This is a genomic window from Limnothrix sp. CMB-01, from assembly GCF_055193175.1.
The window spans coordinates 4,337,205-4,358,628 of record NZ_CM143720.1 but is presented as its reverse complement, the minus strand read 5'-3'; the positions used below and the strand labels follow the sequence as shown (position 1 = coordinate 4,358,628).

The 21,424-nt window shown below is 53.6% G+C and carries 16 protein-coding genes and 1 riboswitch; of the genes, 5 read left to right on the top strand and 11 right to left on the bottom strand.

Annotated features, from left to right (window positions below):
• The first annotated feature begins 91 nt into the window (after window positions 1-91).
• Window positions 92-1,480, top strand: a complete 1,389-nt coding sequence (locus tag ACZA91_RS18005; RefSeq protein WP_463183846.1) for a Fic family protein — start codon at window positions 92-94, stop codon at window positions 1,478-1,480.
• A 6-nt stretch (window positions 1,481-1,486) separates the two neighbouring features.
• Here the strand turns inward: ACZA91_RS18005 and ACZA91_RS18000 are convergent, their stop codons facing one another.
• Entirely contained in the window at window positions 1,487-3,289 is a 1,803-nt protein-coding gene (locus ACZA91_RS18000) for a proline--tRNA ligase (protein WP_463183844.1), read from the bottom strand.
• A 135-nt stretch (window positions 3,290-3,424) separates the two neighbouring features.
• Between ACZA91_RS18000 and ACZA91_RS17995 the strand changes: the two genes are divergently transcribed.
• Both ACZA91_RS17995 and ACZA91_RS17990 read left to right on the top strand, forming a co-directional pair.
• Window positions 3,425-3,718 (top strand): nucleotidyltransferase family protein, encoded by a 294-nt coding sequence (locus ACZA91_RS17995; RefSeq protein WP_099532004.1) that lies wholly within the window; start codon window positions 3,425-3,427, stop codon window positions 3,716-3,718.
• Complete coding sequence (locus ACZA91_RS17990) at window positions 3,715-4,044, top strand: HepT-like ribonuclease domain-containing protein (protein WP_099532005.1); 330 nt, start codon at window positions 3,715-3,717, stop codon at window positions 4,042-4,044. The genes ACZA91_RS17995 and ACZA91_RS17990 overlap by 4 nt, the downstream gene beginning before the upstream one ends.
• A 252-nt stretch (window positions 4,045-4,296) precedes the next feature.
• Here the strand turns inward: ACZA91_RS17990 and ACZA91_RS17985 are convergent, their stop codons facing one another.
• The 10 genes from ACZA91_RS17985 to ACZA91_RS17940 all read right to left on the bottom strand — a co-directional run bounded on the left by ACZA91_RS17985 (window position 4,297) and on the right by ACZA91_RS17940 (window position 18,899).
• Window positions 4,297-4,764 carry a hypothetical protein gene (locus ACZA91_RS17985; protein WP_099532006.1) on the bottom strand — a complete coding sequence of 156 codons (468 nt, stop codon included), beginning with the start codon at window positions 4,762-4,764 and terminating at the stop codon, window positions 4,297-4,299.
• Between the two features lie 101 nt (window positions 4,765-4,865).
• Window positions 4,866-5,522, bottom strand: coding sequence for a ferritin-like domain-containing protein (locus ACZA91_RS17980; RefSeq protein WP_463183839.1), 657 nt, complete (start codon window positions 5,520-5,522; stop codon window positions 4,866-4,868).
• A gap of 74 nt (window positions 5,523-5,596) precedes the next feature.
• Complete coding sequence (locus tag ACZA91_RS17975; protein WP_463183837.1) at window positions 5,597-6,976, bottom strand: glycyl radical enzyme family protein; 1,380 nt, start codon at window positions 6,974-6,976, stop codon at window positions 5,597-5,599.
• 100 nt (window positions 6,977-7,076) lie between these two features.
• On the bottom strand, window positions 7,077-7,511 hold the full coding sequence (locus ACZA91_RS17970) for a hypothetical protein (protein WP_463183835.1): 435 nt from the start codon (window positions 7,509-7,511) through the stop codon (window positions 7,077-7,079).
• The gene (metE, locus tag ACZA91_RS17965) at window positions 7,495-9,744 is read right to left on the bottom strand and encodes a 5-methyltetrahydropteroyltriglutamate--homocysteine S-methyltransferase (RefSeq protein WP_463183833.1); all 2,250 of its coding nucleotides are present in this window, start codon (window positions 9,742-9,744) and stop codon (window positions 7,495-7,497) included. The genes ACZA91_RS17970 and metE overlap by 17 nt, the downstream gene beginning before the upstream one ends.
• A gap of 672 nt (window positions 9,745-10,416) precedes the next feature.
• Window positions 10,417-10,560, bottom strand: a riboswitch (cobalamin riboswitch).
• Between the two features lie 82 nt (window positions 10,561-10,642).
• On the bottom strand, window positions 10,643-15,418 hold the full coding sequence (locus ACZA91_RS17960; protein ID WP_463183831.1) for a CHAT domain-containing protein: 4,776 nt from the start codon (window positions 15,416-15,418) through the stop codon (window positions 10,643-10,645).
• A 759-nt stretch (window positions 15,419-16,177) separates the two neighbouring features.
• A complete protein-coding gene (locus tag ACZA91_RS17955) occupies window positions 16,178-16,759 on the bottom strand; it encodes a pentapeptide repeat-containing protein (RefSeq protein ID WP_190354693.1) in 582 nt (193 codons plus the stop codon).
• Window positions 16,760-16,989: 230 nt separating this feature from the next.
• Window positions 16,990-17,937 carry an alpha/beta fold hydrolase gene (locus ACZA91_RS17950; protein WP_463183829.1) on the bottom strand — a complete coding sequence of 316 codons (948 nt, stop codon included), beginning with the start codon at window positions 17,935-17,937 and terminating at the stop codon, window positions 16,990-16,992.
• Window positions 17,938-18,115: 178 nt separating this feature from the next.
• Entirely contained in the window at window positions 18,116-18,706 is a 591-nt protein-coding gene (locus ACZA91_RS17945; protein ID WP_463183827.1) for a VOC family protein, read from the bottom strand.
• A 31-nt stretch (window positions 18,707-18,737) separates the two neighbouring features.
• Window positions 18,738-18,899 (bottom strand): hypothetical protein, encoded by a 162-nt coding sequence (locus ACZA91_RS17940; RefSeq protein WP_158234514.1) that lies wholly within the window; start codon window positions 18,897-18,899, stop codon window positions 18,738-18,740.
• Window positions 18,900-19,118: 219 nt separating this feature from the next.
• Here ACZA91_RS17940 and ACZA91_RS17935 point away from each other — a divergent pair, with 219 nt between their 5' ends.
• Both ACZA91_RS17935 and ACZA91_RS17930 read left to right on the top strand, forming a co-directional pair.
• A complete protein-coding gene (locus ACZA91_RS17935) occupies window positions 19,119-19,586 on the top strand; it encodes a DUF3119 family protein (RefSeq protein WP_190529601.1) in 468 nt (155 codons plus the stop codon).
• A 218-nt stretch (window positions 19,587-19,804) separates the two neighbouring features.
• Window positions 19,805-21,208 carry a DUF3086 domain-containing protein gene (locus ACZA91_RS17930; RefSeq protein ID WP_463183824.1) on the top strand — a complete coding sequence of 468 codons (1,404 nt, stop codon included), beginning with the start codon at window positions 19,805-19,807 and terminating at the stop codon, window positions 21,206-21,208.
• Window positions 21,209-21,424: the final 216 nt, after the last annotated feature.

The window sequence follows — 21,424 nt, the reverse complement described above, 5'->3', positions numbered from 1 at the left end:
CTATCCTAATTAGGGCAAGACTAGCGCTTTAGACCTCAAATCTAAAGACCTTGCTACCTTGTGACTATGTTTAAAACTCAAAAATTATTTTTTGCGGTCAACGAGTCGAGCAATGGGCAGAATCAGGACACCACGAACCTTTGAGCAACTCAGCGCAGCTATTCCCTTCGAGCAATGGTCGCCACTGCTGTCGCGCTATGGCGTGATTGATGAACAAGGCCGCTATCTGCATTGGAATGACTTTCAGTGGCGCGTTCAGCCCGGTGACGATGCACAAGCCGCTTGGCTAGCAACCAAATGGTCTAGAAGGGTGAACAGTGATGAAATTCCGATCTTGGCGGCTGAAGATGATTCTTGCTTTCAGTTTTGTATGCCTAATTCGCTACTAGCGCGACTGCATACGATCGACTGTATGACTGGGATTAATGCCAAAGTCGGCAATGCTAATGTGAGTGTTCATCCTACTGAAAAACATAGTTATCTTGTCAAAAGCCTGATCCAAGAAGAAGCGATCACTTCATCGCAATTAGAAGGTGCTTCGACCACCCGCGCCGCTGCCAAGGAGATGCTCGAAAAAGAATTGGCTCCTAAAGATAAATCTCAACAAATGATTCTCAATAATTATTTGTTGATGAAGAAAGTTTTTGAAAGAAGGAATGAACCATTGTCAATTGACTTCATTCAGGAGCTACATTTCATTGCCACTGACCGTGCTATCGAAAACCAGGCAGTTCCTGGGCAATTTAGAACAGATGATCAGATTTTTATTACTGATCAATATCAAAATAATGTCTTTCATCCGCCCGACTGGCAAACGATTCCTGACCGATTAGAGGAGCTTTGTATCTTTGCTAATCGTGATCATGGCGTGAACAACCTCAACAGCTTTATTCATCCTATGATTAAGGCGATCATGTTGCACTTTATGTTGGCTTATATTCACCCCTTCGGTGATGGAAATGGCCGTACCGCTCGCGCGCTGTTTTATTGGAGTGTGCTGAGGTCAGGCTATGACATTTTTGAATATGTTTCCATTAGCAAATTTATTCAAGCCAAGCGCGGCGACTATGACAAAGCATTTATCTATACGGAAACCGACGACTTTGATTTGACCTATTTTCTTTATAACCAAACGGAAACGATCATCAAAGCAATCCAAGCCTTGCATGACTATCTGGAACGCAAGCAACGAGAATTTTATGAATTCATGAGCTGGATCGATCGCAGCCCGATCGCCAAGACCCTGAAACGCGGTCATTTGGAAATTTTAAAAGCAGCTTTCAAGCAGCCCGGTCGGGAATTTACCGCCAAGCAAACGGCTACGGAATTTGGCATTAGTGAAAATACGGCCCGCAGCTATCTGAATCGATTGGTGGCTCAGGATTTGTTGATTGAGGCGCGATCGAAGGTGGAAAAATCCACCGTTTACATCGCGCCCGCCAATCTACCGACCCGCTTGCAATTGACCGAGTTGCCCTAGCGATCGCTATGCCTGCAAGGCTTCGGTGATTTTGGTTTGCAACGTGCTGACCAACTCGGCGATCGCCACTTCTTCGGCCGTGCCCGTGGCGCGGGTCACTAGCTCCACCTTGCCTTGGGCGATCGCCCGGCCCGTCACCACTCGGAACGGAATTCCGATCAAGTCCGCATCCTTGAACTTCACGCCGGCCCGTTCTTCGCGATCGTCCAGGATCGTTTCAATCCCGGCGGCGTTTAGGTCGCTGTAGAGCTGCTGGGCGATCGCCATTTGGTTCTCGTCGGCGATGTTCGGCACGGTGACGATCGCTTGGTACGGGGCGATTGCGACGGGCCAAATCACGCCGTTTTTGTCGTGGGACTGTTCCACCGCCGCCTGGGCAATCCGCGACACCCCCACGCCATAGCAGCCCATCCAAAAGGGCTGGCTCTCGCCGGATTCCGTCGTGAAGGCCGCGCCCATGGCCTGGGAATATTTCAACCCCAGTTGGAAAATGTGACCGGCTTCGATGCCCCGGGCCGATTGCAGGATTTGCGAGGGGTCATGCACCGCCCGATCGCCCGGCCGTGCCAAATCCAGCTCCACCACTTCCGGCAGTTTGTATTGAGCGCCCCAGTTTGCCCCCACCACGTGATAACCCGGTTGATTCGCGCCGGTTACGAAGTTCTGAAGCTGGCTGGCGTTTGGATCGACTAACCGCAGGAATTGGGGAGCCGTGTCCTTGGCCTGGGCGATGTGGTCGTCGCTCAAGTCCGGTGCGATGTAGCCCAGGGGCAAGGGCTTGGCGGCCCAGGCGGCTTGGGCATCCGCATCGGGCACTTTCAGGGCCAGCACCTTCGTGCCGCCGTAGTTCGGGGCCCGCTGGGTGATTGCGTTGAACAGCTTCACCTCGTTCACGTCCCGATCGCCCCGAATGCTCACCAGCACCAGCACCCGCTTGCCGTTATCCAGCACGGCTTCATAGAGCACGTTTTTCACCACCTGGGTCGGGTCGCACTTCAGCACCTCGCACAAGCGGGCGATCGTGGTGGTGTCTGGCGTTTCCAGGGTTTCAAAACTCGTAAAGGGCGAGGGAACCGTATCCACCGGCTGCGACACAGCTTTTTCCACGTTGGCGGCGTACTGCTCATCTTCCGTGAACAGGATTTCGTCTTCGCCCGTGTCCGCCAGGATCATAAATTCCTGGGAGGCGCTGCCCCCGATCGCCCCGGAATCGGCCTGTACCGGCCGGAACTTCAGGCCACAGCGGCGCAGCATATTCCGATAGGCCTGATCCATCGCGTCGTAGGTTGCTTTCAGGCTTTCGGGCGAGGTGTGGAAAGAATAGGCATCCTTCATAATGAATTCGCGACCCCGCAGCAGGCCAAAGCGCGGGCGAATTTCATCGCGGAATTTGGTTTGAATTTGATACAAATTCACCGGCAGTTGGCGATAGGAACGAATCAGTTCCTTGGCCACGGTGGTGATCACTTCCTCGTGGGTGGGCCCCAGCATCAGCTCCCGATCGTGGCGATCGCTCAGGGTAAAGGCGATTCCTTCTGCTTTGTACACATCCCAGCGGCCGGACTCCTGCCACAGTTCCGCTGGTTGCAATTGCGGCAGCAGGCATTCCTGCGCGCCCGTCGCGTCCATTTCCTCGCGCACAATCTGCGACACCTTTTGCAGCACGCGCCACATCAGAGGCAAATAGGCATAAATCCCGCTACCGATTTGGCGGATGTAGCCCGCGCGCAGCAACAGCTTGTGGCTGGTGACAACGGCTTCGGCGGGGTCTTCACGAAGGGTGACGAACAGGGCTTGGGACAGACGCATAAAACAGCCAGGAGCAATGCACAGTCCAGAATATCGCAGTTGGGGCGATCGAACAGGGCGATCGCGCGGGTAATGGGGTGAGCCTGACGCTTGGCAAGCCGATCCATTACGATCGGAATAAAAAAATGACAGCCGATGACACTCAACGACTTAACCCCAGTGCTCAGAGCGCGCATCAAAGAAATTGCGGCTCAACACGGAGCCTACAATGTCCGCATTTTTGGCTCCGTTGCCCGTGGGCAGGCTGATCACCATAGCGATCTGGATCTATTGGTGGATTACGATCTCAGTCGCATTAGTCCTTGGTTTCCGGTGGGGTTGATTCGAGATTTAGAAGACTTACTCGCCATTAAAGTTGATGTGGTGACTCCTGCCGGTTTGAAAGATCGAATTCGTCAAGAGGTTTTACAAGAAGCCTGCCCCTTATGAGAAATGACCTTGAGCGAATCAAAGATATCCAAGAGGCTATTCAAAAAATAGAAAAATATGCCCAAAGAGGTGAGAAAGAGTTTTTTGAAAATGAATTAATTCAAGGCTGGATCCTACTTCAGCTACAGATTATTGGCGAAGCGGCAAGAGCGATCAGCAGGGAAACCTATAATCAATACCCGAATATTGCTTGGCGTGATATTGTTGACTTCCGAAATCTACTGGTTCATGAATACTTTAGAGTTGATCTAAGAATTGTTTGGAGAGTTGTTGATCAAGAAATTCCTGAATTGAAATCTCAAATTCAAGTCATTCTTGACTCATAATCCTATCAAAAATAGTAGTGCGATAATCCAATAGTCAGTAGGTTAGGTTGAGCCTTGCGAAACCTAAGGACAGAGATTCATGTAAAGATCACTGGTGACAACGGCTTCGGCGGGGTCTTCACGAAGGGTGACGAACAAGGCTCGGGACAGACGCATAAAACATCCAGGAGCAACGCACAGTTCAGAATATTGCTGTTGGGGCGATCGGGCAGGGCGATCGCCCCAGAAGCCGACAGACCGCAGCCAGTTTCACTAGAAATTCAGACCGATTCCAGATTGCCCCACCTCAGCAGCATTCGGTTGTTCAAGACGAAATTCATCTTGAATTCGGCAAACTACTTGATAACTTTTAGGAGGCGAAATGGGCAAAGCGCGTAAGTACAAAAAAGCGGCTTGAGCGCCAGATTCCAGCAACAAAACCAGATCGGTTTCGGGGTTATAGCTGTCAACGGCTTGCAAGATGTGACCATTGATATGGTGATGATTCAAAATAACCATGTCAGGAAAGGCTAGCCAAGCATTTAAAAATGCTGCGAGCCGTGGTCTCACAACATAATGGGTGCGAAATGTTTCTCCTGTAATATTGAGTTGCGGTGAATTCAAGCTACAAATAACTGCACCTCGTCCTCCCGCCAGATAATTACTCCAAGCGTTATATCCCAGAGCAATTAAATTTGTGGCAACAAAGGACTCCTGCCAATCAGAAGAAGATGTCGCCATACAAAAACTCCAATTCGTCACAACTTCAAATCAAAAACCATGGTCGAAAAAGTTGAAAAATACGATTGTCAGTGATAGAATCCAAGCCGCTGCCTGACCAGCTATCGATAACTTGGCAGGGCATCGTTAGCAATTTCAAAAAATGCAGGCTGAATCGCGCGGCGGGTTTCCACCAAATCAGAAGCACCTTGATAGAGCAAGCTATCTGATGCATCCAACCAACGTTGAGGCTTCCCAGAGCGTCCTGCTTCAGGAATCCGCAAGCCATCAACAAGCCAACCAACGGTATCTCTTCTGAGACGGTCTAAGGAACTGCTGTAGGTCAATCCCAGATCATGAGCTATTTGGCGATGCACAGCCGCATGGACAGACTCATCACCAGAAATATCGCCCGAGATGATTCCTAAACCCACACCACCAAACATCCGAAGCAAGGGCAAAATCACAAAGAAAACAGAATTTTCTAATACAAAGGCCTTAACCAGCGGGTGATCAGGATGATTAATCCATTGCTGGTGAATTTGCTTGGCTGTTTCTTCATCTCTATCTGTCGTTAATTGATAGATTTGAGCGGCCATGCCTAATACTTTGTCGTGCCGTTCCTCGTCCAGAATATTAGAGCGCAGACATTCAACTGCTGTTGCTGGAAGTGTCGTTTTACCCAAAGCATCGTCTAGCCATTCCGCCACTTCTAATTCAAGAATGCGCAGAGCCAGGGCCCGCCCCAAAACTTGATCCGCCCCCGGCACTGTATTCATTTTTCGCCACAAGTGGGTGTCCAAGAGCGCTTACGAGCTAATTGTTCAGTGTAAAAGTCCATCAGAGGTCCTTTCTATTCAGCACAAGCAACACATTCGTCAGCCGCCAGATCGCAAGTGACCTGTTTCTGTTGAATGATGGTTTTATCAAGGGCAACCTGCTGACGGACTGGTAATCGATAGTAGGTTGTCCAGAGTGCCGATCGCATCCATCGTTCTAGGAAAGCTTGATCAATCACCTGGGTATCCCAAACATTAAAGGAGATCGAGTGAGCCTGTCCCGTCGCTTCCATACTTTGCTGCCAACAATTGGCCAATCGGAAATAGTCCTCATACCCCACTTCTGAAGCAATTTCTACTCGGGGATGATGATCATAGGTTTGAATCCCAAAAACGCCACTGTAGCGATCGACTTCACAGGCGATCGGGGGGCTAATTTCCGGTGTTGTTGTGTAGCCGTCGCGATCAACATAGCGATAAGCACAGGAAGCCGTTGGCGCAATTGTTAGACTGCGCTCCATTCCCTTTTTTCGGGCCCAAGCCGCAGCACGATCGAACCCTTCAATCAGACTGCCCACTAATCGATCGGCCTTGGTTTGATTTTTGGTGTAATCGATCGGCCGCAGGCGCAATTCCCAAGCTTCAACTAACTCACGATAAGTAATCCCTTCGATCGCCAAAAGCGATGCCAAGCCGATTACCCCCAACCCCACCTGTCGATCGTGTTCGGGCGATCGATAAAGGCCGCTCTCACCCACACCAGTCACAGGGTGAATTGCACAGAGCATCTTCATACCATGCTCGAAAGCATCAGGAATATCCTCAATGCAGCACATTCCCAAGTTGACATGCTGTAGCAAACAGGTTCCCCGTGACGGCAAGAAGATTTCATTGCAAACATTGCCATACAGCAAATTTCCCGCAGCGTCAGTCCGAGCTTTAGAGAGCCACAAACTGCCGGATTGCATTTGCTCCATGATGTCATTCAGGTATGGCAATTGCAGCAAATCATCATGGACAATTAGCGTGCGTTTAGCCCAAGGCAGGCGATCAATTGGAATATTAATAAAGTCCTGAGCATCGGGGTGATGACTATCCAGATGCAAATTGACCGCTCCGTTTTTAAATCGGCCGCCCCGGCGGATCGTCTCATTCAGAACACTGTAAATGCGAGCAAAAGATGTGGGGCCAGAGGCCGTGACATTCGGCGAAACCGTACCAGCGGGCCGCAGCGCTGACAAGTTGATCGCGACACCGGCCCCATAGCGGAGGGCCTGGCTCGTGAAATGCCAACTATCTTCGATGCCATCCGGGCCATCCATTCGATCCTGCACAGCCAGAACCGTGCAGCTCACGGGCAATCGTCCCGCAGGATCATGTAGCCAATGATCCACTCGCCCTGTCACTGCCACGGTGGGATGGTCTGCCAATGCCAAAATTGACTGTTTATTCATAAATGAAAGAGGACACAATGAACTAGCTCATTCATCGAGCTGATAGGCCGAATCAATCATCAACCTTGAAATTTTTGGTGTTAATTCAGCTCCTATCGAGTTAAGAAGCCAAATTAAACTCTGACCAGCGATCGCAAACTTGGCGATAACACTCAGAAGGCGCAATTGCTAGGTTTTGCAGCCAGTCAATCTCAACCTCTTGACCGTGCTTGACCAAAATCAAAATTTCTCGATCGGGCACATAGGTTTTGACCGTGTTCAACAGGCGATCAATTGAACTAACAGGCACAAGGCAGAGGTCAAGGTATAAAGCAGCAAGGTCAAACGGAATATATTGCACAGACCTTGCTGTTACATTCTCAATCCAGCCCAAGCGAGTAGTCACCGTTTCTTTCGCCACACAAGCCACGATTCCTCGTCCATGTTTGAGGTAGCCCTGCCATGCAACATAGCCGATATACAGGAAGTTTTCCTGAATAAAAGTAGGTGACTCAACAGTCAGGTCAGGCAACCTTGAACTAGTGGGATGAATCATGAATTTCTTCCCGTAGCTTTTGCGTGGCGAGCACCATATTTTTGAGCGCAGGAAGCACTTCTTCCCACTGGCGAGTTTTTAATCCGCAGTCAGGATTAATCCAGGTTTGCTGAACAGGCAAAAGATCAGCACCAGTGCGCAACTGTTGGAGAATTTGCTCCACACTAGGAACGCTTGGGCTGTGGACATCATAGACCCCGTTCCCAACTTGATACTGATATCCAGCATCCGTAATCTCAAAGAGCGTTGCGTTGTTGCTGCGGCTATTTTCAATGGATAGAACATCAGCATCTAGACGCTCAATGTGCTCAATAATGTCTCCAAACTCGGAATAGCACATGTGCGTGTGAATCTGGGTTTCAGCCTTCGCGCCACCGGTGGCTAATCGGAACGAATCCACAGCCCAACTGAGGTAATCATTCCACCGGGCAGATTTCAAGGGCAACCCTTCCCGGAGAGCCGGTTCATCCACTTGCACCATGGCAGCTCCGGCGGCTTCCAAATCGGCAACCTCATCGCGCAAAGCCAGCGCAATCTGCATGGCCTGTTCACGGCGCGGGAGGTCAGCTCGGGGAAATGACCAATTGATCATTGTGACCGGGCCAGTGAGCATTCCCTTCACTGGCTTGTTTGTCAACGATTGTGCAACTCGAAACTCCCGAACGGTCATGGGTTGCAAGCGGGACACATCACCATAAATGATGGGTGGGCGCACACAACGACTGCCATAACTCTGCACCCATCCATCCGTTGTGAAGGCAAAACCCTGGAGTTGCTGTCCAAAATACTCCACCATGTCAGTCCGCTCAAATTCACCGTGGACTAGCACATCTAGCCCAACTTCCTCTTGGCGCTTGATGCACTCTGCAATCTTGATATCGATCGCCTGGTGATAGTCTGTTTGGGAAATTTCTCCCTTTTTGTATCGGAGCCGCAGTTGTCGGATGTCTTGGGTTTGAGGAAAAGAACCGATCGTGGTGGTGGGCAAGGGGGGGAGTTTGGGTTGCCGATTCAGTCGTTGTTCATAGGGAAGGGAGCGCTGAAAATCCTCTACTTTTAGGGTTTGCAACACATCGCGCACCACCGGATTGGGCAAGTTAAAGCGCTTGAATGCCTGCCAACGCAACTCGATCGCCGCTTGCTCATGGGCAATGTCTTGTCCGTTGAGGCCCTTGGCCAGCAACACCACTTCCGTTAACTTTTGCTCCGCAAAGCTGAGGACATCGCGCAAGGGTTGGGGGAGTTGAGTTTCGCAGGTTGCATCATGGGGAACGAACTGGAGCGACGCGGAGGGCTGAACGCGCAAATTTGGTGTGATTGCCTGCAATTCCTGAAGCAGTTCCAGCAGTCCCTTGGGTTCAATTGCCCAAACACTCCGCCCGTCCACAACACCGGCCCCAAGCACTTTGTCGTGAGGAATGCCATGGGCTTTCACTAAAGACAGATTGTTGCCTCGCGTGAAATCGAGGCTCACTCCAGCTACCGGGAGCTGCATCACCCAGCTATAGGCATCCCCCAGATCATCAAAGTAGGTCACCAGTTGCATCGGCAGCCCCGCAGTTGCTAGCTGATGGTAGGTATGTTTAATGGCAGTTTCTAAATCGCCGGCATGACTGGTCACCAAGGCTGGCTCATGGAATTGCACCTCGGTGATTCCCAGAGATTTCAACTGCCCCAGCAGGTCAAGGTAGAGAGGCAGCAACCGATCCAAATCTGAGTAGAGATCGTTGGAGCGCCGACTGAGGGTGAGCAGCGTGACCGGACTGAGGATCACGGGAGTCGCCCGATCGCGGAGAATGAGCTGTGCTCGCTTGACCGTTGCCAGAAAATCATCGAAATTGGCCGCGGGAGCAAGATCAGACTCAATTTCGGGCACGAGATAGTGATAGTTGGTATCAAACCATTTCGTCATTTCGAGGGCAGGAATCCCGTCTTTGCCCCTGGCCATAGCAAAGTACTGATCAATGCCTGTGAACTGCCGAAACCGAGCGGGAATTAACCCCAGGCGCACCGACCAATCTAGAACGTGGTCGTAAAGAGTTTGGTCTCCGACGGCAATTCGATCGACCCCAGCCTTTAACTGGGTTGTCCAAGCGTGGGTTTCCACGGCTTCTACGACCGATCGCAAGGCGCTGATCTCACACTTACCATGCCAAAAAGACTCTAGGGCCTTTTTGACTTCACGATTTTTACCCATGCGGGCATAGCCCAAGGTGGCGGTTTGAATAACCATGGGAATCGAGGCTCCTGAAATTTTGTGAAATTTTGTGAAATGTTGAGTGACGATGACACCGCCATTGAGGGGTACTCGATTGAACAGAGCACCTGCCGATCGGCTAGGCAAGTCCGCGCGATGTCAAGGAATGAATGTTGAAACCAAGTCCTGGGCGACAAACAGACCTAATCCAGCCAAGATGCAGCGAGTGTGGGCATTACTCTGAGGTTGCCTAAGTCTCGCTTTGGGGGCTAGGTTCGCAAGATTGGCGGTTGTGCCCCTGTGCTGGAGTTTGTCACTGGTGAGAGCGACGAAGGTTGAGTTCGAAGGTTGAGTTTGTCGGTCTTTTTAGTCCCGCTGACACCAAGTCCCGCTAATTTTGACGGGGCGATCGGGTTTCTCATAATCTGGAGAAATTCCAAATTGCAGCCACCGATCGGGCAACCTGATAGTCAGTCCCCGGTCATCGTGGTTGGCCTTTGCCATTGGGTAGAAACTGAATTGCCCTAGCGATCAGCTCTTTGAGGGAATTAGGATCCACGCCCGCCTGGACTTAGAAGTTTGCCGGACAAGCAGGCACGGTCAAGGTGCTGAGCTGAAATGTTGCGCCGTAAGAATTTGACGACCCAATTTTCTGGGGGTCGTCCGCAAAATGCTGTAGGTTCATCTGTACCTCGCAGATGTGTGGTGCTTTGTAGGATTGAATCGGCGGGCATTCTGACTCGGAGAAACGCTTCTCCTTCACAGCTGCGGGACAGTGCCGGATTTACACCGAACTTTCCCCGTTACCTCTAGCGGCTGCTCCCCGCTAGAACCGACTCGGTGCAGTATAGCATCGTTTCTCCAACTTTCGGCGCTGGTGAGATGGGAATTCATCAATGCTCACCTTTTGGGCAGGAGTCTATTGGAGACTGAACTATCGGGTGTCGCCAATCAGGGTGAAGGCGGCCCAGTCGATCGGGTCGGGATATTCCTGAATGGTTCTTAGGGTGGCTTGGCGCAGGGCCGCCGCCTTGTCCATTCCTTGCCCCAGGAATTGATAGAACTGGGTCATCAGGAAGGCGGTGGGTGCGTCGGGCACGGCCCATTGGGTAACGATCGCGCTGGGGGTTCCGGCCGCCAGGAGCGATCGGGATAGGCCCACAATCCCATCACCGGAAATTGCCCCCTGGCCAGTGTTGCAGGCGCTGAGAACGACTAACTGCGCCTTCAAGTCCAGGTTCAGCAGTTCTCGGGCGGTCAGCCAACCATCATCCCCTGGGCTGTTGCTGGGGGCCAGGGCGATCGCGCTGTCTAGGCCATGTTTCGCATCCAGAATTCCATGGGTGGCCAAGTGGATCAGGCTGGCTTGCTCCATTTGCCCGAGGACGGCGGCTTTGGTGGCTTGGGATCCCAACAGGGGACGAGCGTTCAACATGTGGGCGATCGATTGGGCTTCGATTTCCGCATTGGGCAGCGGGGCCAATTGCGATCGGGTGTTGGTTCGGCTGCTGGGTAGACGCGGCATGGTTGGATTACCCACGATCAAGGGGCGATCGGTCAGGGCTGTTCCTCCCTGACGCAGGCGCTGGGCCTGGCGTTGGGTGCGATCAAGCACTTGAATTGAAGGAGCCATAGCCAAACTGTGGCGCTCGATGAGATATCGGCCTTGATCATCTTGCAGGGCAGAAAAGGGCACCAGGAACAGATCCTGCTGGGGCATCACAATCAATCGATCGCCCGGTTGGGTGGGTAACCATTCGGCGATCGGCTCAATCAACAGGCGATGGAGCTGGCGCAAACCGGGGGTGATCGATCGCCGGTTGCCGTTCGCCGTGGCCTGGGCCGATCGGCTGGCGGTGCGTGTTCCCAAAAACAACCGCAACAGGGGAATTTGATCGCGTAGGGTTTGGCTGTTGGGCAAGGGCACTTGGCGAAAATGCACCTGTCCCGAAGGTTGCACCACCCAAATATTGATGGCTAAGTCGAGGAGTTGGCGTTGGCCCTCGTGGTCTCGGGTATCCCGCTCGATCGCGTAGGAAATCAGCGTGGCGGACTGCTCGCGGGCCACCCGCTGGATTTGCCCTAGGTCGATCGAGTCCGTCAATTCCGATGGATTGGGAGTTGGGGCCGATCGCGCGGCGGATCGATCGCCCCATTGGCTTTCTTCCGCCAACAGTTTCAAGAGGGCTTGGGCCCGACCCCGTTCATTGGCCAGCAGGGCTTGTTCCGGTTTTTGGGCCGCAATCAACACCGTTTGCAAGGTGCTGTAGGTGGTTTCTTGGGTTTCAAAAATCGCCAGCCGGGCCCCATCGCTGGTCAGGTTTTCGCGCACCTGTTCCCAAGAGGCGATCGCCCGTTGCAGATAATCCGTGGCCGCGTCAAAGTCTTGGAGTCGATAGTATGTATCTCCCAGGTTAGACAGGGCCCGCGCCGTACCGTGGCGATCGCCCAAGGCCTGCGACAGGGCCAGGGCCTTTTGTTGAACCGTGGCCGCGGTTCCATAGTCCCCTTGGGCATAGTAGGCCAAGCCCAAATTATCGAGGGTGCGGGCGATCGCCGGTTGATCGTTCGCCTGTTCCGCCAGGGCCAAACTGGCCTGATGGGCTTTCACGGCCGCCTCGTAGCGCGTGGCTTGGTAATCCAGCAGGCCGATTTGGGTGAGGGCGCGGGCTTGGTTGCTCAGATCCTGATGCTGCTGGGCGATCGCCAAGGACTGTGCAAAATAGGCGCGGGCTTGCTCCAGGTTTTGTTGATTGGTCGCCATCAGGCCCAAGTTATTCAGGATATTGCTCTCCAACGTGGGCGCAGGGTTCGATCGCAACAGGGCCAAGGCCTGCTCATAATGGGCGATCGCCTCTGGATATTGACCCAAAGCCCCATAACTACTGCCCAGGTCACTTTCCGCGATCGCGGCCAAGAGGGGCTGATCCGTTGCCAAATCACGACTTTCGCGATGGGCCAAAATCGCATCGCCATATTCACCCGCTTGGTAGTGGGCCCGGCCCAACCGCTGCAAGGCCACCACGATCGCCTTGCGATCGCCACTGCTGCGGGCCCGCTCAAGGTCTTTGCGTTGGCAATCTAACCAAACGGTGTTGTCGCAAAGGGCTGCTTGCAGGGTTTCGGCCCGCAAGGCTTGCAGATTCAACACTTGCCCTGGATCGGTTACTGGGCCGTTGGCAGGGATTCCCGAGGAATTTGTGCTCTCCAAACCGGGCGATCGAGACCCCAGCAAAGCCGTTTGGTTAATCGCCTGGTTGGTTTGGGAATTCACCACGCCGGCCGAATGGGCCAGGTTCGAGCCACCCTCTCCAATTGCACCACTGTTGGGTAAGGGGTTACTACTCACCGGTAGCCCCGTTGCCAAGGTTCCCACCATCGAGCTGTTGGCCGCATCCGTCACCCCCGAGGGTGGAACCAAAGGCGCTGCATTGGGAGACTGGCCGGAAGAAGGCGCGATCGACAAATTCGTGGATGTGGGAACTGCACCGGTCACAGGGGCCGCATTTCCAGTAACGCCGTTCACCGATGCCGGGTTCGCCGCAAAGGCAGCAGAGGCCAGATTCGCCCGCTGCACGATCGAATCGGAACTAATGGCCGCGCTTAGGTTATTGCCAATCAGGTTCGTATTCCCAGCATTGGCAGTTCCCGCCACTGGGCTACTCCCCCCCACGCTCACCGGTTGTTCAGTGGTGTTGGCCAAGGTGGACTGCACTAACCCATCCACATTGGCAGCCCAAGGGGCCGAAATGGGTGCCTTGCCGGTAGAGAAATGGATTCCTTGATTGGTTGGTGTCAATAAGCCACCAAAGTTTGCTCCGTCAAGGTTGATGTTGACCGTAGCCACCGTGAATGAAGGGCCAGTGTTCCCGGTATTAGCGGTGTTGGAATTGTTGTTCACCACGATCGGCTTCACAGGCAAGAAAGCAGATCGATCGTCCTCATCCTCTGAATTGGTGGAATTGGTTGTGGTTGAGTCCACAGGGGCGATCGGGATCAAGCTAAAGGAAGTGTTCAGGCCGCTAACGGTGGTGTTGGTGGTGCTGGAATTGGAGACAGTTTGCATGGGAGCCACCGGAATCAGCGACACTGAACTGCTCAGGGTTGGATTGGTACTGGGGGGATCGTTGGTTGTGCCGGGAATCAGGGTAATGGATCCGGGGTTGATTGTGCCCGTTGTCCCTGTGCTCGTGCCCGTTGTTCCCGTGCCCGTGGGGTTCAAAGGAACGACAGGGCGTAGGGTTGTGGAGCCAGTGCTGGTGCTGCTGCTGGAACTGGTGCTGCTGGGTGAGGGCGTAGTGGGTCTGGTGGTGGTGGTAGCAACCACGGGCGAGGAAATGAAGGGAGCGCGGTTGCTGCGGGCGGGTGTGGAGCCGAAGGCAAGGGTGGTTTGACCATCGCGATCGCTGAAGATCGGTTCAAAGACCGTGCGAAACAGCACCCGATCGCCCGTCGGTTGCGTCACAAACAATTGACCACCCGTGCGCAGGGGCAAATTCCCGGCGATCGCCCCTGAACTCACTAAAAAAAGATTGCGATCACTGATGATGCTGCTGTCGGGGTGGTGCAAGCCGTATAGATCCACCTGTCGATCGCCCCAGAGGGTCAACTGTCCCCCGGCGCTCAACCGCAAAGGATTCGTGGGATTGTCACGCCCGATCGCCGCTTGTCCCGCCAGTAAATGTAAATCGCCCGTGGTGCTGAGCTGACTAGACAGCAGCAGCAAGTTATGGGCCGCCGACAGGGTGGCCGTTCCGGCCGTGGCTGACTGCACCGCCACATCACCCGCCGTCAAGGGGCCCTCAGAATGGCCGATCGAAACCGTGCCATCGGGTCGCACCGTCAAGGCATTGGCCGTGACCGGTTGCCCCGCCAGCAGTTCCGGAATGGTTCGCGGGGCGATCGGGCCCAATGCCAAATCCGCACCGGGCCGCCCCCCGATCGGCAAATCCAACGCCAGCACCGACCCTTCCGGCGTGAACCGCACAAAGCGATCGCCCGGAACCGCCGCCACCATCAGCCGCCCCCCCGGAGCCGACAGGGTTCCCACGCTCAACACCGTGCCCCCCACCAAACTCAAGCTTTGGCCCGTTGGCACAGCCAGGGCCGCCCGGTTCAAAATTCCCGCCGGTTGCGACAGGGCAAACGCCAGCCCCGTTGGATCGCCCAACAAATTCGCGTATTGATTGGCTCCCGTCGCCTGGAACCAAAATTCCCCAGACTCACCAAAGCTCACACCCGTGGCCGTGGTGGCCGTGAAGGAAGCGGGCACATTCAGCCGAGCATTGGGCCCAAACACCAAACCCGCCGGATTCACCAAAAACAGATTGGGGTTGCCACCGCTGACCTGAATGAGTCCATCAATTCGCGATGGATCGCCCCCCACCACACGCCCCAGAATGTTGCGCAAGTCCGGCGTGGCCAGGAAATTCGCAATTTCCTGGGTGTTGAGATTAAACCGCTCAAAGCTGTGGAACAGGTTAGCCCCATCGCTCGATCGACTGCCACCGCTGATATCGAGGCGATCGCCCTGGGGAGTCACCACCGTGCCCGTGCCGTCGGCCGCCGGGGCGATCGACTGGGCCCAAACCGCCCCCGAGTCAGCACCCAGGCTCCCGATCGTCAAAAAACCCGCAATTCCCGCAATTAAACAGCCCCCAACACCTGCCCCCACGAAGGAGCAGCCACCTAAGTTCCGCAAGACATGCATGGTAAGGACAACAAGCAGTGAGTAGGAGTCAGATCCAGCGAGATCAAGACGCAAGCAAAATTAAGATGCCATCAAATCGCTGAAGTTTCTGGAGAGCTGCTCAACAAGCAACATACCCATTTTTCGCAAGAATTTGATCCCAGACGCTCCCTAGCCAGTCTAGAACATTCGTTTATGAAATTTAGAAACGATGCAGGCTGTTCAAGATCCGGTTCTGAATCCATTCAAAAACTGATGAAACCGTCAATTAAATTACTGATCAAGTTCTATTATTAATTTTTCTCATTACAGACAAAAACGCCGAATTTTTCATTCGCAATTCTTTAACGCAATGAATATCAGAACCAATGAATACAGCCCTTACCTCGATTACTAAGCATAGTAGCCCGTAGGGTGGGCACTGCCCACCGAGCTGTTGCTTCATGGTATCTGTGATATGGCGTGCCAATTATTTTAGGTGAAGGCTGTATCAAGCGAATATCAAAATTAGACTTGAAACTCAGCCTCAAGTAACTGTGTGATCTTGTTGTGACTTTGCAATCAATTCTCAAATAAAAAAGATAAACCCTGATGACTGTCAGACTTTCTTGAGCATCCAAATAGGCATGGTGTCCAAAATTTCTGCCATTTTTGCAATTACTCGCAGCGCCAGAAATGATTGATCAATGCCATCGATCCTTTGGATTACAAGTTTATGGCCTGCTTTTTTCACTGATGTACAGAGCGAAAACCATACTCCCAAAAATCAGTTAAGCGCCTTCAGGCCGTTTCAGCACTCGTGTCAGCGCTATGAATTCGATGGCGCTGATGTTGACGTAGTTTCAACATTAAATCGGGAGGCAACTTGGCAGACTTCCAATAGGCATCCTGGAAATTGGACTCGGCTAACTTTGCCATATGCAGGTCGGCCCCGGCAAAATTGGCTCCCAAAATATTTGCTTCTTGTAAGTTCACTCCCACCAACGATGCGCCCACAAAATCAGCCCCCAAAGCGCAGAGTCGATGAAGATTAGCACCATCAAAGGTTGCCCCAGTGAAGACCGCTTCGATCGAGTTAGTGGCTGATAAATTGGCTCCGGTAAAGTTGGCCCCGATCGCCCTGACCCAAGTGAGGCTAGCTCGACTGAGATTCACCCCAATCAAATCCACCCCAATCAAGTTTGCACCGTTCAAATTGGCTTCACTCAAGTTGGCACGGGTTAAGTTAGCCAACACCAAATTGGCTTCGCTCAAATTAATTCCCGGTAGCTCGGCCGCAATCAGATTAACTTCACTGAGATCTGCACCTCGAAAATTCCGTTCTCCTAAGCGATAGCGCCCCAACAGTTCATCTGCATCCATGACGTTATTCACCCCATTTACTTCAATTGGCTTGGGAATGAGCCAAATCGATCGCCCCTTGTCGTCACAAAGGGCTGTTACTGCTCAATATGACTGAATTATGACGAAGTATTGTCATCAATTCTGGGCAATCGACAATCTCACTGCTTCCCTCTATTCTGTTCAGAATAACGATGAGTAGAAACGAGTTGGCTTAATTATCGATTGATTTAGTTTTTATTCCCTTCCAGTCAATCTATCTTTACAAGCAGTTTGAGGGTGAATTCTGAAACCGCACGGGTGAAAGCTGCCGTGGATTCATAGGGCAAAACATTCCGTCCTGGAAGTTTGTAGCCTTCACCTTGGGGAAGATTTTCAAGGTAAAGATTGAGACGCTGATCGGGGCTTTCCTGCTTGCCGCTTTTACTGATGCTAGAAGCGGTTTCCCCAAACAAGGCCAAGGTTGGGTAGGGGATTTTGCGAATTTTTTCGGCATAGCCCTTCTGCCAAAACCGAGCCAGAAACGCAAAAACCGCATGGCGACTGGCCGGATCCGCAGCCCCTTGATCCAGCATGGAAAGCCATTCTTCGTCAATATCTGGCAAGGCAGCAAAAAGCTGTTTTGCCGAAAAAGAACTCAAAAATTGCCGCCGCTTCGCATATTGAAAAAAAGCAGCCCCGATCCAAGAGTCAAACAGCCCATTCCAGAGCAATTTCTGTTGCCACTTTGGCGCAACTTCGGCCATCACTTGCCAAGCAGGCGGCCCCGAGAGAATCAGGCCGCGAATGTCGATCGCCCCGCTGGCATTGTTGGCATGGGTCGATCGCTCCACCATCTCGATCGCCACGGGAAACAACGCCCCTTGCACCACCAAAATCACCGGCCGCTGCACCACCGTTTGCACAAAATGCAGCAGTTGATCGGCCCAATCTTCTGGATAAAGGGCGTAACGAGGCTTGGCCGCATCCCCACAGCCCAACAAATCTGGATTAAAGATGGCTAAGGCACTGCCCGATCGCTCCCAAGCATTAATGAACCGCGTCCAAAAGTGTCGCGATAGGCCAACCCCGATCGGGTGAATTAATAACAAAACTGGCTGGTTCGGCTGGGCTGTTCCCCACTGATCATAGCTACAGCGATAGCCTTGCCAATCATAAAATTGAGTGGCGCGATCAGTCGAATTTTGCAGATTAGTCATGGTAATTGCTCGCAAATAATGGCTAAATTCAGGTGTCTATTTTGGCTTTTCAGATATCTTCCGAAATTGCCTCATGAACTCGAGTTTTGAAATTGGCTCATGAACTTGAGCTTTGAAATTGAGTTTTGAAATTGGGTTCAAAGATGGGGCGAAGGGTGAATGCAACAACGGTGATTTCTTAACTGGACTCCGAAGACTTTGGATCCGGATCACAGCGAATTTCTACCATGAATCCGTCAGGGTCGTAAAAGTAAACACCACGACCGGTGGGGCGAGTGACGGGCCCATGGGCGATCGCCACTTGGTGCTGCTGAAGGACGACAAGGGCGCGATCGAACGCTTCGGGAGCAATATCAAAGGCCAAATGATTGGCGCGGGTAAATTGCTGATCCGGATCCGGGTGCGGCGGCTGTAGGTCTGGCTCCCAAAACAAATCCAAAATCAAGCCATCGGGGAGCAAAAAGTTGGCAACCTTGCCCGCCGCCACCAGGGATTTGAGGGTGCTGGGAACCCGATCGCCCGTTAACTCCTCCAGACCCAACAAACCGCCATAAAAGCGACGGGCAGCCTCCATATCCTTGACGTTGAGGGCGATGTGGTGAACCTTGCGCAGGGTGGCTGGTCCCAATCCAACGGACGCTGACGGGGCGGATGCCAACCCACAAGGCAAAGGAGACAAAGATGGCGAATCAACTTCCGGGGTCACTTCCGGGGTCACTTCCGGCGCGATCGCTTCAGGGTTCACCACTCGATCGACTGCTGTTTCCATCGCTCCATGCTTTCCCAACGCTTCGTGCCTTTCAGGTTAACAGGGCGATCGGGTGGGTGTCGTTGCCGTAAATTTGCGGAGAAAGGTGCTGAGAACCGGCGCATGAGTCACAGACCAGGGGTGAAGGGCAGGATCGATCGCGCCGTTCCAAACATCCTCTTAGAATGGGACAGCGACCGCTGCCCTTGGTCATCCAATCGCTGCGTTTTGCCGCGTTGAAATGTTTGCCGCGTTGAAATGGCTGTGCTCAACGCCAAAGCGGTCTGGAGCAATCCCAGGGCCATACCCAGAGCTATTCCAGAGCTATTGCTGTATTTTTTTGATCTCAACTGATCCCAATTGATTTCAACATTGATTTCAACATTGTTTTCAACTCGCGTCCCAATTGATTCCAACTCGCGATCGCCTAAGTATGTCTGAATCCAACGCAACCCCATCCGCTGTCCAGTCGCCCGACTTGTCCCCGATCGCCCCTGGGGAAACCACCGCTGGCTCGCTGCCCGATTCGGAGGTGATCGAACTGCCGCCGGATTTTGTGTTGCCCACGGGTTTGGCGGCCATCTCAATTCTGTTTTTGGCTTGGAACTTGTTGGCGGCGTTGGCGCTGGCGGCGTTTTCGGCGTTTTTGACCCTGCAAGCGGCCACCCTGCGGCTGTTGTTCACGGCAACGGCTTTGGACATTTACCGGGGTGACAAGCTGATTCGGCGCTTTCCTTACCAGGATTGGGAAAACTGGGATATCTTTTGGTACTACCTACCGACCCTGTTCTATTTCAAGGAAGTGAAGAGCTTGCATTTCCTGCCCATTTTGTTTGACCCCAAGCTCTTGCGGGCCTGTTTGGAAGCGAAACAACTACCTAAGCGCCGCGCTTGGCAATAGGGCCGCTGGGGCACGATCGAGCGCCGGGGAAATTTCTGAGGGCGATCGAGCGGGAGCGATGGAATTGGCGAGATCGGTCACTTTCGGGAAACCCGACCGAAGATCGGGTGGGGCTACGAATCATAATTGTCCAAGGAACTGGGATGATGGCGGCCAAGGTTTAAACGCTCAGTGTTGTTCCGCTTGAGCGTTCCACTGTTTGCAATCTAGTGCTTGAAATGTCTGATATTGCTGATCTGTCCGAATCGATCGATCGCCCCTCGGAAACCAACTGGGACGATGAACCGTTGCCCACCCCTGCCCCATCGCCCCAGGTGGGAGAAGCGGCGACGGCCGGAACACCGGTCAGCTCGGTGGATCGATCGAGCACAGCAGCGCTGACAGCCACAGGGGAATCGATCACCGATTTGGCCGATTTGGCCCCCGAGGCTTCCCCCGCCCCGGAACCGACAGCGACACCGGACACGATCGACGCACCATCCCCGATCGACAGCTCCCCGGTGGCTCCGGCCCCGATCGTCGCGGCTCCAGAGTCGGCAGCGCCTCCAGCGGATAACCCCGATCGAGCAACGCCAGCAGCCACTTCAAGTGCAGACCCAAACCCAAACCCAGATCCCGATCCAAGCGCACAGCCCAATCTCGACCCAGCGCCAACTTCAAATTCCCAAAATTCCCAATCAGCCGCCCAAGCCTTGGCCGATCGCGTGGCCGATCTCCAAGAGCAACGCGATCAACTGCTGGCGGAAATTGCCCAAGCCCGTCGCGACCTCAGCCGCATTCTCAGCTTGGGAACTGCCGAGCTGGAACAGCGCCGCCAAAACCTGACCGCCAGCATTGAGCAACTGGAGCGCCGTCAGGAACGAATTCGCCAGGAAATGAAAAGCACGTTTGCCGGTGCATCCCAAAACGTTGCCGCCAGGGTTCAGGGTTTCAAGGACTATCTGGTCGGTAGTTTGCAAGAGTTGGTGGCCGCCGCTGAGGAATTATCCTTTGCGCCGCCGCCTGCCCCAACTCCAGCCCCGGCTCCGGAGCGATCGGCCCCCACGCCACCCACCGCGATCGAGGGACAATTTCAGGGCGATCGCCGCAAAATTGAGCAAATCCTAGAGCGATATCGCACCCGGCCGGACTATTACGGTCCCCCGTGGCGTTTGCGGCGCACCTTTGAGCAGGTTCACGCCGATCGGGTCAGTCAGTGGTTTTTTGACCTCAGCGGTCGAGGGGCCCTGCGCACCATGGGCAGCCGCCTACAAAACATCCTGGTGGTTTCCGCCACCATCTCCGTGCTGCGGGCCATCCATGGCGATCGACTCCGAACCCTGATCCTGATCGACAGTCCCGAGCGGCTGGGCGACTGGCGGCGCGGCCTGCAAGACTCCCTGGGCATTTCCCGCGCCGACTTTGGGGCCGAACAGGGCGTAATGCTATTTGAGTCCCCGGATCCCTTGGCGCAACGGGCCGATCGAATCCAGCGGGGCGGTGGCGTGCCGTTCATTGTGGTGGACGAGTCCGACGGCCGCATTAGCCTTTCGTTGTTGCAGTTCCCCCTATGGCTGGCGATCGCGCCGGATCCCCGGATTGCGCCCCCCAGCGGCCTCGGCGGCAGCAGCTATGACTACTAACGTTGAGCTGGCCGACACCAAATGGTCAGTATCGAGTAGACACCGCGAATGAGTTGTTAGGGCCAGTTGTTAGGGCTAATCCAAGCGATCGAGGGCTGAAGCCCCATGGCGATCGGGCAACGAGAGTGGCAAAATTCGTAAAAATCCTTGAAGCTTCAAGCCATCCAACCTATTGATGGCTAGCATGTCCAAGTAACTGCAACCAGTTCAAGATCA